The sequence below is a fragment of the Ramlibacter aquaticus genome (assembly GCF_015159745.1).
Lineage (GTDB): Bacteria > Pseudomonadota > Gammaproteobacteria > Burkholderiales > Burkholderiaceae_C > Ramlibacter > Ramlibacter aquaticus.
Genome location: NZ_JADDOJ010000030.1, coordinates 1 through 12,803, shown reverse-complemented (window position 1 = coordinate 12,803; position 12,803 = coordinate 1). Strand labels below are relative to the sequence as shown.

The following is a 12,803-nucleotide window of genomic DNA, read 5'->3' as shown; positions in this document are numbered from 1 at the left end:
GGCCCGGCTCAGCGGTCCCAGAGCAGCACCATGGCGGCGGTGAGCGCCGCGCCCACCACCCACAGCATCACGTCGCCCGAGACGCCATAGGGGTAGAGCATGAGCGCCAGGCCCAGCCACTTGGGCGCCGGCTTCTTCTCGCGCCGGCCGTGGCGCCAGCCGACGATGCCGGCGATGCTGAAGACCACCATCGCGGCAAAGCCCCAGGGCGTGGGCAGCAGGTCGCCCAGCGGCAGGTTGGCGAGATCCATCGGTCGTTTCTTCCTTGTGCTTGGCTAGAGCTGCAGCCGCTGGCCGTAGCCCGTCATTTCCAGGTAACCCCAGCCCACGCGCCGGTCCTGGCCGTCCCAGAGGCCGGACAGTCCTTCCCAGTACACGGAGCCGGTGGAGCCGCGGCTGTCCAGTTCCTGGTCGTCCACCACGGCCTTGACGGCGAACGGGCCCTGGGGCGTTCGCAGCTGCCACGCCACCGGGTACCGGGTGCCGGTGCGCGGGCTGGTCCAGCTGCGCTGCGGGCTGAATTCCAGCTCGCCCGGCGCGAAGTTGCGAACGCTGCCCGAGGCCGCGCGGAAGGAGCCGCCGCTCCACAGCGCGTCGCCCTGGGCGGTGCGCAGGCGGAAGGCCGTGAGCGCGCCGCCGTCGTCCAGGTTCATGCCGATCCAGTCCCAGCCCACGGCCTGCGGGTGCAGCAGTTCACGGCTCCACTCGTGGTCCATCCAGGCCCGGCCTGCCGTCACCGGGAAGCGTTCGCCGCGCAGCCGCAGCTGCCCGCGCGTCGCCAGCTGCGGCAGGCTGTAGTAGTAGCTCGCCTGCGCCGCGTCCGGGCCCTTGCGCGAGAGGCCCTCCTGGCCCTGCAGCAGCACGGGCTGGGTGGGCTCGAACTGCAGGTCCAGCGCGAAATCGCCCGCGTCCACCCGAGCCTGCCAGCGGCCATCGGCGGCGCGCTGCAGGTGCCAGTCGCGGATGTGCACGTCGGCATCGGCCAGCCCGGCCTGCGCCACGCCGAAGCCCTCGCGCGCGATGCGCTGGTCGTGCAGCAGGCGGCCGCCCTGCACATCCGTCAGCGCGGCGTGGGCGAACACCAGCTGCCGGGCCGCGAACCGCGACTGCAAGGGCTGGGCCGCGTCCACCCGGCTGCGAAAGAAGGTGACCTGGAAGCCGAACTCGCGCGTCCCGGCCGTGGCCCGGCCCGTGATGTACCACCACTCGGTGCGGAAGTCGGGGTGCGAGCCGTGGTCGAGCGGGAACACGATGTGCGCCGGCGGCAGCGGCTGGGCCGCGGCGCGCAAGGGCAGGCCCTGCGCCAGGGCGGGCGCGGCCAGCAGGAGGGTACGGCGGGACAGCATGGCGGTTCGGGGGCGGTCGGCATTGTCGCCCCTGGACGCGCGGACCCTGGGGGGCGCGCGCCGCACGTGGGGCGGCCGCGGCCCGGCCAGCATAGCAGGCGGTCTGCGCGCCTGCGGCAGCCCTGTCGCGGCCGGGCTGGGTAGGATAGGGCTGCGCCAGGCCTGCACGGGGCCGGCCACGAACCGGGAGGCGAAGCGTGTCCATCCACATCGAACGGCTGCGGGCCGTGTCCGCCGCGGACCTCGAGGGCCTGGCCCAGGTGCTGGTCGACTGCGTCGCGCGGGGCGCCTCGGTGAGCTTCATGGCGCCTTTGTCGCTGGACCAGGCGCGTGCCTGGTGGTCGGGGATCGCGGCGGAGGTGGCGCGCGGCGACCGCATCCTGCTGGTCGCGCGCGACGGCGCGGGCTGCGTGGGCACGGTGCAGCTGGTGGTGGCCCAGCCCCCCAACCAGCCGCACCGGGCCGACCTGGCCAAGATGCTGGTGCACGGCCGCGCACGGCGCCAGGGCGTGGGCGCGGCCCTGCTGCAGGCGGCCGAGGCGCAGGCCCTGCAGGCGGGCAGGCCGCTGCTGGTGCTGGACACCGCCAGCCCCGAGGCCGAGCGCCTGTACGAGCGCGGCGGCTGGCAGCGCTGCGGCTTCATCCCCAACTACGCGCTGCTGCCGGACGGGCGCTACTGCGGCACGCGCCTGTACTTCAAGCAGCTGGCCGAGACCCTGCCGGCCTGGCCGCCACAGGCCTGAGCGCGCGCCGCCGGGGCCGCGCTACCAGTCTTCCTTCACCGCCAGCACCGCGTCGCGGCCCGCCGCCGCGCGGCCGGCCAGCCAGGCGGTCAGGGTGCCGGCCACCACCACGGCGGCGCACACCGCGGCCAGCCGCAGCCCCGGCAGCATGAGGTCCATGGTCCAGTGGAAGCTCTGCGGGTTGACCACCTTCACCAGCACCACCGCCACCGCCAGGCCCAGCGCCAGGCCGGCCGCGGCGCCGATCAGCGTCCAGGCCGCGCCTTCGCCGGCCACCACGGCCAGGATCTCGCGCCGCGTGAGGCCCAGGTGCGCGAGCAGGCCGAACTCCTTGCGCCGTGCCAGCACCTGCGCGCTGAAGCTGGCCGCCACCCCGAACAGGCCGATCGCGATGGCCACGCCCTGCAGCCAGTAGGTGACCACGAAGCTGCGGTCGAAGATGCGCAGCGAGAGCGCGCGGATCTCTTGCGCGCTGGCGAAATCCAGCGCCGCGGCGTCGCCCCCCTCGCGCTGGGCCAGCGCGCGCAGGCGGGCCTGGGTGGCGCGCGCATCGGCCCCGGGCGTGAGCCACAGCTGCAGGTCGTTGATGCGTTCGTCGCCGGTCAGGCGCCGGTAGTCGCGCAGGTCCATCAGCACGGCGCCGGTCTGCCGCACGTAGTCGCGCCAGATGCCGGCCACGAAGAAGGCGGGCCGACCCTCGAAGGCGGCCGAGAGCTGCGGCAGGGCCTGGCCCGGCCGGGCGCCGTACAGGTCCACCATGGCTTCGCTCACGTAGACCGGGATGCGGCCCGCCGGCGCCGTGAGCGCGTCGCCCACCAGCGGCATGGAGCGGGAGGGCTCGCCCAGCGGGCGCGCCAGCAGCGTCACCGGCGGCCGCGCGGGGTCCAGCAGCAGGGCGCGCAGACGCTGGCCGGTGGCCTCGCGCACCCCCGGCAGGCGCGCGGCCTGGTCCACGAAGCCCGGCGGCAGGAAGGCGCTGTCGGCGTTGCCGCTGGAGGCGGCGGTGCGCACGTACAGGTCGGCGGGCAGCACCACGTCCAGCCAGCGCGCCACCGAATCGCGGAAGCTCGCCACCATCACCGTGAGCGCCACCGCCAGGCTGAGCGCGGCCACCACGCCGCTCACGGCGACCGCCGCGGTCTCGCGCACGCGGCGCGCGCGCTCCACCGCCAGCAGGGGCAGGGGGCGCCGCGCGATCAGCGGCGCGAGGCGGTCGTACACCAGGGCCACGCCCATCGGCAGGGCGGTGATGCCACCCACCAGCAGCAGCGCGACCGAGACGTAGGCGCCCAGCGGCAGCCCGGCGATGGGCGGCAGGAAGGCCAGCGCCACACCGGTGGCCAGCAGGCCCAGGCTGGCGATGCGGCGCGCCCGCGAGCCCTGGCCGGCGCCGCCCAGTCCCTTGAGCGTCTGCGCCAGCGGCAGCTGCTCGGCCGCGCGCGAGGGCAGCCAGCCGCCGGCGGCCGCGGCCACGACGCCCAGCAGGCCGTAGCCCGCCGCCGCCAGGCCGTTCCACTGGAAGTGCGGCGCCACCCCGGGGAAGTAGCCGCCGCCCAGGTCACCGCCCAGCAGGCGCAGCGCGAGCGCCGCCAGGGCCGCGCCCAGGGCGATGCCCAGGGCACTGCCGATGACGCCCACCAGCGTGGACTCGGTCATCACCAGCCAGCGCCGCTGGGGCGCCGTGAGGCCCAGCACGCCCAGCAGCGCGAACTGCTGCGCCCGCCGCGCCACGCTCAGCGAGAGCACCGAGTAGACGAGGAAGGCGCCCGTGAACAGCGCCACCAGGGCCAGCACCGTGAGGTTGACGCGGTAGGCGCGCGAGAGGCTGCCCACGCGCAGCGCGGCATCCGAAGGCTGCGACACCACCACGCCGGGCAGCGCGGCCAGGCTGTCGCGCACGGCCTGCGGCGGCACGCCGGTTGCCAGGCGCAGGTCGATGCGGCTCAACGCGCCGCCGCGGCCGAACAGGTCCTGCGCGGCACCGATGTCCATCACGGCCAGCGGGGTGCCGCCCGCGGCGACGCGCCCGGCCACCTGGGCCGTCACCCAGCGCAGGCCGTCCTGCAGTTGCAAGGTTGCGGCGGCAGATCCGCCCTGCGCCTGCGGGGCCGTGTCCAGCCCCAGCGCGGCGGCGGCGGCCGCGTTCAGGAACAGCCGGGCCGGCGCGAAGAGTGCGAAGCGGTCGCTGCCCGGCGCGGGCCGGGGCAGCAGTTCGGGCGTGACCGCGGGTGCCACCAGCGCGTCGATGCCCAGCACGCGCAAGGGCTTGCGCTCACCGCCCGGCGTGCGCACGAAGGTGTTGAGCTCCAGCACCGGGCTGGCCAGGGCCACCCGGGGATCGGCGGCAATGCGGGCGAACAGGGCCTCGTCCAGGCGGCCCGCGATGCCGCGCACCTCCAGGTCGGCCTGGCCGCTGGCGGCACGCGCCGCGCCCGCGAACTCGGAGAGCGCGGATTGGTTGATCAGGTGGACCGAGAACGCCAGGGCGACGCCCAGCATCACGGCCAGGACGGCGGCCGCGTTGCGCCAGGGATGGCGCTTAAGTTCCTGCCAGGAGAAGGTGCGCAGCAGCGCGAGCATGGGCCGCATTGTGGGGCCGCACGCCCGGGCCTACGGCCCGTGGGGCCGGGCCCGCCGCCGCGCCGCAGGCTCAGGCCATGGCGCCCATCTCGGCCATCAGCTCCTCCTTGCGCGCCTCGAGTTCGTCGCGCATCGCCACCAGGTCCAGCTTGCGGGCCGAACGGGCCTTGGGGAAGATCTCGTTGCGCTCTTCCTTCACGTGGTGGTCCACGTACTCGCCCAGCACCTTGACCTTGGCGTCCACCCGGTCGTCCGGCTCGGCACCCTGGATCTGCGCGATCAGCTCCTTGGCGCTCTGGTGCTCGACCTCGGCCTCGTCCAGCGCATCGGTGTCGCGCAGGGCGTCGCGCAGGGCGGGGTAGAAGATCTCCTCCTCGATGCGCGTGTGCACGGTCAACTCCAGGCAGATGCGCTCGGCGAGTTCCTGCCTGCGCTGGCCGGCGCTGCGCGCGCGCGACTGCGTCAGTTCCTCGTATTCCTTGAACATCTTCTTGACGTTGCGATGGTCGGCGTCGAGCAGGTCGCAGGCGTCTTTGGCGGTGCGGGTGGCCATGGGTCGTTCTCCGGGTTGTGGCGTGGGATCGGGGCATGATCCGGCGCGGCCGGTGCAGGGCGTGTAGGAAAAGGTCGGCAGCACGCGGGCGAAGCCGGCCGACCGGCGCGCAGCCTGCGCTAAGCTGCGGCGAATGCAGACCGACCGCCCGCTCCCGGCCTTCGAGGATGTCACCGCCGCCGCCGCGCGCCTGCGCGGCCACGCCCACCGCACGCCGGTGCTGCGCTCGGCCACGGCCGACGCGCGCGCCGGCGCAAAGCTCTTCTTCAAGTGCGAGAACCTGCAGCGCATGGGCGCCTTCAAGTTCCGCGGCGCCTTCAACGCGCTCTCGCGCTTCACGCCCGCGCAACGCGCGGCCGGCGTCGCCACCTTCTCGTCCGGCAACCATGCGCAGGCCGTGGCGCTCTCGGCGCGCGAACTGGGCATTCCCGCCGCCATCCTGATGCCGCTGGATGCGCCGCGGCTGAAGATGGAGGCCACGCGCGGCTACGGCGCCGAAGTCATCACCTACGACCGCTACACGCAGGACCGCGAGGCGCTCACGCGCGAGCTGGCGCAGGCGCGCGGCATGACCGTGATCCCGCCGTACGACCACGCCGACGTGATCGCCGGGCAGGGCACGGCCGCGCTCGAGCTGTTCGAGGAGGCGGGGCCGCTGGACCACCTCTTCGTGCCCCTGGGCGGCGGCGGCCTGCTGGCCGGCAGCGCGCTCGCCGCGCGGGCGCTGGCGCCCGGCTGCCGCGTGTGGGGCGTGGAGCCCGAGGCGGGCAACGACGGCCAGCAGTCCATGGCCCGGGGCGAGATCGTGCACATCGACACGCCGCGCACCATCGCCGACGGCGCGCAGACCCAGCACCTGGGCCAGCTCACCTTTCCCATCATCCGGCGCGACTGCGCCGGCGTGCTCACCGCCACCGACGCGCAGCTGGTCGCGGCCATGCATTTCATGGCCGAGCGCATGAAGCTGCTGGTGGAACCCACCGGCTGCCTGGGGCTGGCGGCGGCGCTGGGCGCCGGCGTGCCGCTGGCCGGCCAGCGCGTGGGCATCGTGCTCTCGGGCGGCAACGTGGACCTGGCGCGCTTCGCCTCGCTGGTCACGGGCGGGCCCGGCTGAATTTCGCCTGGCTGCTGCGGCCGTGCGCTGGCAGGGATGCTGCCCTTGCCCGGGCACCCGCCGGCCCGCGGCGCCGGCGCTGCGCCGCTACGCGCTCGCTGGGTCGTCGCCCACGCGCGGCCGCAGGCCCTGCGGCGTGAGCAGCAGCACGCGGTCGGCGCGCGTCGCCGCGCCTTCGGAGTGCGTCACCAGCACCAGCGAGGCACCGTGCTCGCGCGCCTGGGCCACCAGCACGTCCATTACCCGCGCGGCGGTGGCCGGGTCCAGGTTGCCGGTGGGCTCGTCGGCCAGGATCAGGGCGGGGCGGTGGGCCAGCGCCCGCGCGATCGCCACCCGCTGCAGCTGGCCGCCCGAGAGCTGCTGCGGCAGGCGCGCGCCCAGCCCGGACAGGCCGACCTCGTCCAGCAGCCCCTGCACGCGCGCGTCGTCGTGCTGGCCCAGCAGCATCAGCGGCAGTGCGACGTTCTGCGCCACGTCCAGGTGCGGCAGCACGTGGAAGGCCTGGAACACGAAGCCCACCTGGCGCCGCCGCAGCAGTGCACGACGGTCCGCATCCAGCGGCCCCAGGTCGGTGCCCGCCACGATCACCCGGCCTTCGTCCCAGGTGTCCAGCCCGGCCATGCAGTTGAGCAGGGTGGACTTGCCGACGCCGGATTCACCGACGATGGCCACGAACTCGCCGGGCGCCACCTGCAGCGAAACCCCGGAGAAGACCGGGGTCTCGCCATAGCGCTTGGCGAGGTCCTGCAGTTCCAGGTTCAGTGCCATCCCAGCCCCCGTGCGGCCTGCAGCACCGCGTCCAGGGCGCCGGGTGCGTCGCAGGCGATCACCTGGCGCTGCGGCATGCCGCGCAGCCAGGTGAGCTGGCGCTTGGCCAGCTGGCGGGTCGCGAAGACGCCGCGGTCGCGCAGGCCTTCCGGCGGGGCCGTGCCGTCCAGCACCTCCCAGGCCTGGCGGTAGCCCACGCTGCGCATGCTGGGCAGGCCGGGGTGCAGGTCGCCGCGGGCCCGCAACGCGCGCACCTCGTCAAGAAAGCCGGCGGCCAGCATGGCGTCGAAGCGTGCCGCGATGCGCTCGTGCAGCCAGGCGCGGTCCTGCGGCTCCAGGGACACGAGGGGCAGCCCGGCCAGGCCGCCCTCGCGCCGGCCATGGAAGCTGGACAGCGGCTGCCCGCTCACGCGCAGCACCTCCAGCGCGCGCTGGATGCGCTGCGTGTCGCCGGGTGCGAGCCGTGCGGCGGTGACCGGGTCGGCCTCCGCCAGCTCTGCGTGCAGGGCGGGCCAGCCGCGCCGGGCGGCCTCGGCCTCGAGTGCCGCGCGCACGGCCGGGTCGGCGGGCGGCATCGCGTCCAGGCCCTCGATCAGGGCCTTGAAGTAGAGCAGGGTGCCGCCCGCGAGCACCACGCGCCGCCCACGGGCCTGGATCTCGCCGATGAGGCGGCGGGCGTCGCTGGCGAATTCGGCCGCGCTGTAGGCCTGCAGGGGGTCGCGGATGTCGATGAGGTGGTGCGCCACGCGGGCCCGCTCTTCGCGGCTGGGCTTGGCGGTCCCTATGTCCATGCCGCGGTAGACCAGCGCCGAGTCCACGCTGACGATCTCGGCGCCAAAGGTTTCGGCGAGCGCCAGGGCCGCGGCCGACTTGCCGGAGGCGGTCGGGCCCGCGAGGGCCAGCGCCTGCGGCATGCGGGAGGAAGACATCGCGCGCAAGGGTAGCAGAAGGGCCGCAGCGGGCCGGGCCGTGCGGGCAATGCGCAGGCGGCCGGGCGGCTATCGGCTGCGCAGGCGCTGGCGGGGTCCGCGGGCGCCGCAGCCCCCAGCCGTGGTCCGCGACCGGCAGCCCGGGGCCAGAGACCCTACCGGGCACGCCCGGCGATTAGCGCCCGCGCAGGAACAGCGTGTCGAGTTCGCGCATGGACAGCTGGCGCCAGGTCGGCCGGCCGTGGTTGCACTGGTCCGAGCGCTCGGTGGCTTCCATCTGGCGCAGCAGCGCGTCCATCTCGGCCAGGGTCAGGCGCCGGTTGGCGCGCACCGCGCCGTGGCAGGCGAGGGTGCCCAGCAGCTCGTTGCGTGCGCGTTGCACCACCGTGCTGGCATCGTGCTGCGCCAGTTCGGCCAGCACGCTGCGCGCCAGCTCCACCGCGTCGCCCTGCGCCAGGCTGGTCGGCACCGCCCGCACGGCCAGGGTGCGGGCCGAGAAGGGCGTGATCTCCAGGCCCAGCGTGGCCAGGGCGTCGCCGCAGGACTCGGCCGTGGCCAGCTCCTGCGGCGTGGCCGCGAAGGTGGCGGGAATCAGGAGCGGCTGGCTGGCGAGGCCGGCGTCGCCCGCGGCCTCCATCTGGGCCTTGAGCCGCTCGTACACGATGCGCTCGTGGGCGGCGTGCATGTCGACGATGACCAGCCCGGCCTGGTTCTCGGCCAGGATGTAGACGCCGTGCACCTGGGCCACCGCGCGGCCCAGCGGAAACTCGCCGGCCGGCAGCGGCTGGGCCGGCGCGGGCGTTTCCATCGCGAGCGGCGCGGCGACCGGGCCGGCCGCCGCGGGCTGCCACAGCAGGCCCAGGTCGCGCACCGGCTGGCCGACCGCGGGCGGCGGCGCATAGCGCAGGGCGGACTGGGTCCAGGCCGGTGCCGCCGCGGGAGGGGCGGGGGGCCAGGCCGACGTCGCGCCGGGGTCACCGGAAGAGGCCGCCTCGCCGTAGGCCGCAGGGCTGGCGCCCGGGGCGAGCGCCTGCGCCGCCACCAGCGCGGCGCGCGGCGCGGCCAGGGCGTTTTCCACCGCATGCCGCACCGCCTGGTGCACCTCGCGGCTGTCGCGGAAGCGGACCTCGATCTTGGTCGGGTGCACGTTCACGTCCACCCGCTCGGGCGCGATCTCCACATAGAGCGCGTAGACCGGCTGGCGCTGGCCGTGCAGCACGTCCTCGTAGGCGCTGCGGGCCGCGTGCATGAGCACCTTGTCGCGCACGTAGCGGCCGTTGACGTAGGCGAACTGGTGGTCGGCGCGCGAGCGGGCGAAATCGGGCAGGCCGGCGCGGCCGGTCACCCGCAGCGGGCCGGACCGCCAGTCCACGGCCACGCTCTGCGCCATGAACTCCTCGCCCAGCACGTCGGCCCAGCGCTGGCCGGGTTCGGCGGCGCGCCACTGTTCCACCAGCCGGCCCTCGTGCCAGATGGCGAAGCCCACGTCCGGGCGCGCCAGTGCATGGCGCCGCACGGCCTCGATGCAGTGCGCCAGCTCGGTGGCGTCGGACTTCAGGAACTTGCGCCGCGCGGGGGTGGCGAAGAACAGCTCCTTGACCTCCACCGTGGTGCCGGTGGCCCGGGCGGCGGGGCGCAGCTCGCCACTGCGCGCATCGAGCAGGAAGCCGCTGGGCTGCGTGGGCGTGCGCGACACCAGCGCCAGCTCGGAGACGGAAGCGATGGCGGCCAGGGCCTCGCCCCGGAAGCCCATGGTGGCCACGGACTCCAGGTCGGACAGGGAGGCGATCTTGCTGGTCGCGTGGCGGCGCAGGGCCAGGGGCAGCTCCTCGCGGGCGATGCCGCAGCCGTCGTCCTCGACCGAGATCAGGCGCACGCCGCCCGCGGCCAGGCGCAGCGTGACCTGGGTGGCGCCCGCGTCCAGGGCGTTGTCGACCAGCTCGCGCACCACCGAGGCCGGGCGTTCAACCACCTCGCCGGCGGCGATCTGGCTCACCAGCTCATCGGGGAGGTCGCGGATCGGCCGGCGCGCCAGGGGGGAGAGGACAGCACTCACGGGGCCCATTGTAGGGATGGGCGCCCCCTGCCGCGCCGCTGATAATCGGGCGATGGAGTTCCTCGGTTTCCTGCTCGATTTCATCCTCCACGTGGACCGCCACCTGGAGGCCTTCGTGACCAGCTATGGCGCCTGGGTGTATGCGCTGCTCTTCGTGGTGATCTTCGTCGAGACGGGCGTGGTGGTCATGCCCTTCCTGCCCGGCGATTCGCTGCTCTTCGTCGTGGGTGCGATGTGCGGCGTCGGGCTGTTGAACTACCCGCTCGCGGTCGGCCTGCTGGTGGCCGCGGCGGTGCTGGGCAACCAGAGCAACTTCACTCTGGGGCGGCATTTCGGGCCGCGCGTGTTCCAGTGGGAGCAGTCGCGCTTCTTCAACCGGCAGGCCTTCGACCAGGCCCACGCCTTCTACGAAAAATACGGCGGCTTCACGCTCATCGCGGGGCGCTTCATGCCCTTCGTGCGCACCTTCGCGCCTTTCGTCGCCGGCGTGGCGCAGATGGAACGCGGCCGCTTCGCGCTGTTCGACGTGGCGGGCGCGCTGCTGTGGGTGGGCGGCGTGGTCACCGCCGGCTACTTCTTCGGCGGCATCCCCTTCGTCAAGGCCCACCTGGACAAGATCATCTGGGCCATGATCCTCATCCCCGGCCTCATCATCCTGGCCGGGGCCTGGAAAGCCAGGCGCCGCGCACCTGCCTGAGCGCAGGCCGGGGCCTTTCACGGGGAATTGATAAGCACGCGTATCATTTCCCGAGGAGGCACGACATGAACGCACCGCAGGCACTCTCGCGCTGGGCCGGCCCGGGCTCCAGCCGGGTCCCCTTCTGGGCCTACACCGATCCCGCCCTCTATCAGCGCGAGCTGGAGAAGATCTTCTACGGCGAGCACTGGTGCTACGTGGGCCTGGAGGTGGAGATCCCCAAGGTGGGCGATTACCGGCTCAGCCACGTGGGCGAGCGCCAGGTGATCATGGTGCGCGACCGGGTCGCCCCACGCGAGCGGGACACCGACCCCGGCATCCGCGTGGTCGAGAACCGTTGCGCCCACCGCGGCGTGCGCTTCTGCCAGCAGCAGCACGGCAACGCGCGCAGCTTCGTCTGCCCCTACCACCAGTGGACCTACAAGCTCAACGGCGAGCTGGCGGGCCTGCCCTTCAAGGACGGCGTCCCCGCCACCGGCGAGGACGGCCAGCCCTGCGTGAACGGCGGCATGCCCGAGGGCTTCGACCTGAAGCAGCACGGCCTGACCCGGCTGCGGGTGGAGGTGCTGCACGGGCTGGTATTCGCCACCTTCAGCGACACGGTCGAGCCGCTGCGCGACTACCTGGGCGCCGAGGTCATGCCCTGGCTGGACCGCATCTTCCAGGGCCGACAGCTGCAGCTGCTGGGCTACAACCGCCAGCGCATCCCGGGCAACTGGAAGCTGATGATGGAGAACATCAAGGACCCCTACCACCCGGGGCTGCTGCACACCTGGTTCGTCACCTTCGGCCTGTGGCGCGCCGACCAGAAGAGCCGGATGGTGATGGACGCGAAAGGGCGCCACGCTGTGATGATCTCGCGCCGCAACGAGGGCGGCGAGAACCGCACGGTGACCCAGGGCGTGACCTCCTTCAAGGCCGGCATGCAACTGAACGACGCGCGCATCCTGGACGTGGTGCCCGAGCCCTGGTGGACCGTGCCCGACCCGTCGCGTCCGGGCGAATCCATCACGCCCACCGTCACCATGATCACGCTGTTTCCGAGCCTGATCGTGCAGCAGCAGGTGAACTCGCTGTCCACGCGCCACATCGTGCCGCGCGGCGAGGGCGAGTTCGATTTCGTCTGGACCCACTTCGGCTTCACCGAGGACACGCCCGAGATGACGCGGCGCCGGCTGCGCCAGGCCAACCTGTTCGGCCCGGCCGGCTTCGTGAGCGCCGACGACGGCGAGGTGATCGAGCTGAGCCAGGACGGCTTCCGGCAGTGGGGGCAGGGCGGGGAGACCCTCTGCGAACTGGGCGGCACCGGCACCGAGATGACCGAGCACATGGTCACCGAGACGCTGATCCGCAGCATGTACGCCTACTGGCGCCAGGTGATGGGGGAATGATGGCCGGCCACGACCTCATGCTGCAGCTGGCGGTGGACCGCTTCAACGCCGACTACGGCGCCGCACTGGACGAGCGCCGCTTCGAGGACTGGCCCGGCTTCTTCGCCGAGGACGGCTGCTACAAGGTGCAGGCCCGCGAGAACTTCGACCGCGGCCTGCCGCTCGCGCTGCTGGCCTTCGAGAGCCAGGGGATGATGAAGGACCGGGTCTACGGCATCACCCAGACCATCTACCACGCGCCCTACTACACCCGGCACGTGGTCGGCCCGGCGCGGGTGCTGGGCGAGCAGGGGGACCGGGTCATGGCCCAGGCCAGCTACGCCGTGTTCCGCACCCGGCCGGGCGACACCAGCGAGGTCTACAACGTGGGCCGCTACATCGACGAGTTCGTTCGCGCCCCGGACGGCCTGAAGCTGGCCAGCCGCACCTGCGTGTACGACAGCGAGATGGTGCTCAACTCGCTGATCTACCCGATCTAAGCGCCCGGGCGCTGCTGCGCGGCGCGCCCACGGCGCCGCCGCGCATCCGGCCTTCTTACTTGGTGGCCTTGTTGCCGATGTAGGCGCCGGCGGCCGCGCCGCCCAGGGTGCCGATCGGGCCGCCGCCCACGGCGTCACCCACCACCC

Annotated in this window: 12 protein-coding genes; 5 read left to right on the top strand and 7 right to left on the bottom strand. The window is 73.7% G+C overall.

All coding sequences use genetic code 11. The features are described 5' to 3' along the window. Positions 1-8 precede the first annotated feature (8 nt). Both IM725_RS09195 and IM725_RS09190 read right to left on the bottom strand, forming a co-directional pair. Entirely contained in the window at positions 9-251 is a 243-nt protein-coding gene (locus tag IM725_RS09195; protein WP_227753708.1) for a hypothetical protein, read from the bottom strand. A gap of 24 nt (positions 252-275) precedes the next feature. After that, a complete protein-coding gene (locus IM725_RS09190) occupies positions 276-1,346 on the bottom strand; it encodes a lipocalin-like domain-containing protein (protein ID WP_193780281.1) in 1,071 nt (356 codons plus the stop codon). A 197-nt stretch (positions 1,347-1,543) separates the two neighbouring features. On the opposite strand from IM725_RS09190, the gene IM725_RS09185 reads away from it, so the two are divergent. Continuing rightward, positions 1,544-2,089 (top strand): GNAT family N-acetyltransferase, encoded by a 546-nt coding sequence (locus IM725_RS09185; RefSeq protein ID WP_287066236.1) that lies wholly within the window; start codon positions 1,544-1,546, stop codon positions 2,087-2,089. Between the two features lie 21 nt (positions 2,090-2,110). Here IM725_RS09185 and IM725_RS09180 read toward each other — a convergent pair whose 3' ends face one another. After that, complete coding sequence (locus tag IM725_RS09180) at positions 2,111-4,669, bottom strand: ABC transporter permease (protein WP_193780280.1); 2,559 nt, start codon at positions 4,667-4,669, stop codon at positions 2,111-2,113. Positions 4,670-4,739: 70 nt separating this feature from the next. Further along, a complete protein-coding gene (locus tag IM725_RS09175) occupies positions 4,740-5,222 on the bottom strand; it encodes a hemerythrin domain-containing protein (RefSeq protein WP_193780279.1) in 483 nt (160 codons plus the stop codon). Positions 5,223-5,355: 133 nt separating this feature from the next. Between IM725_RS09175 and IM725_RS09170 the strand changes: the two genes are divergently transcribed. After that, positions 5,356-6,336, top strand: coding sequence for a threo-3-hydroxy-L-aspartate ammonia-lyase (locus tag IM725_RS09170; protein ID WP_193780278.1), 981 nt, complete (start codon positions 5,356-5,358; stop codon positions 6,334-6,336). 87 nt (positions 6,337-6,423) lie between these two features. On the opposite strand, the gene IM725_RS09165 is transcribed toward IM725_RS09170, so the two are convergent. The 3 genes from IM725_RS09165 to mutL form a co-directional block, all read right to left on the bottom strand. After that, entirely contained in the window at positions 6,424-7,104 is a 681-nt protein-coding gene (locus IM725_RS09165) for an ABC transporter ATP-binding protein (protein ID WP_193780277.1), read from the bottom strand. Further along, complete coding sequence (miaA, locus tag IM725_RS09160) at positions 7,095-8,033, bottom strand: tRNA (adenosine(37)-N6)-dimethylallyltransferase MiaA (RefSeq protein WP_193780276.1); 939 nt, start codon at positions 8,031-8,033, stop codon at positions 7,095-7,097. The genes IM725_RS09165 and miaA overlap by 10 nt, the downstream gene beginning before the upstream one ends. A gap of 175 nt (positions 8,034-8,208) precedes the next feature. Continuing rightward, the gene (gene mutL / locus IM725_RS09155; RefSeq protein ID WP_193780275.1) at positions 8,209-10,098 is read right to left on the bottom strand and encodes a DNA mismatch repair endonuclease MutL; all 1,890 of its coding nucleotides are present in this window, start codon (positions 10,096-10,098) and stop codon (positions 8,209-8,211) included. A gap of 43 nt (positions 10,099-10,141) precedes the next feature. On the opposite strand from mutL, the gene IM725_RS09150 reads away from it, so the two are divergent. From IM725_RS09150 to IM725_RS09140, 3 genes are all read left to right on the top strand, one after another. Next, positions 10,142-10,786, top strand: a complete 645-nt coding sequence (locus IM725_RS09150) for a VTT domain-containing protein (RefSeq protein WP_193780274.1) — start codon at positions 10,142-10,144, stop codon at positions 10,784-10,786. 65 nt (positions 10,787-10,851) lie between these two features. Next, positions 10,852-12,177 (top strand): aromatic ring-hydroxylating dioxygenase subunit alpha, encoded by a 1,326-nt coding sequence (locus tag IM725_RS09145; RefSeq protein WP_193780273.1) that lies wholly within the window; start codon positions 10,852-10,854, stop codon positions 12,175-12,177. Continuing rightward, on the top strand, positions 12,177-12,656 hold the full coding sequence (locus tag IM725_RS09140; protein WP_227753709.1) for an aromatic-ring-hydroxylating dioxygenase subunit beta: 480 nt from the start codon (positions 12,177-12,179) through the stop codon (positions 12,654-12,656). Before IM725_RS09145 ends, IM725_RS09140 begins: the two co-directional genes overlap by 1 nt. The last annotated feature ends 147 nt before the right edge of the window (positions 12,657-12,803 follow it).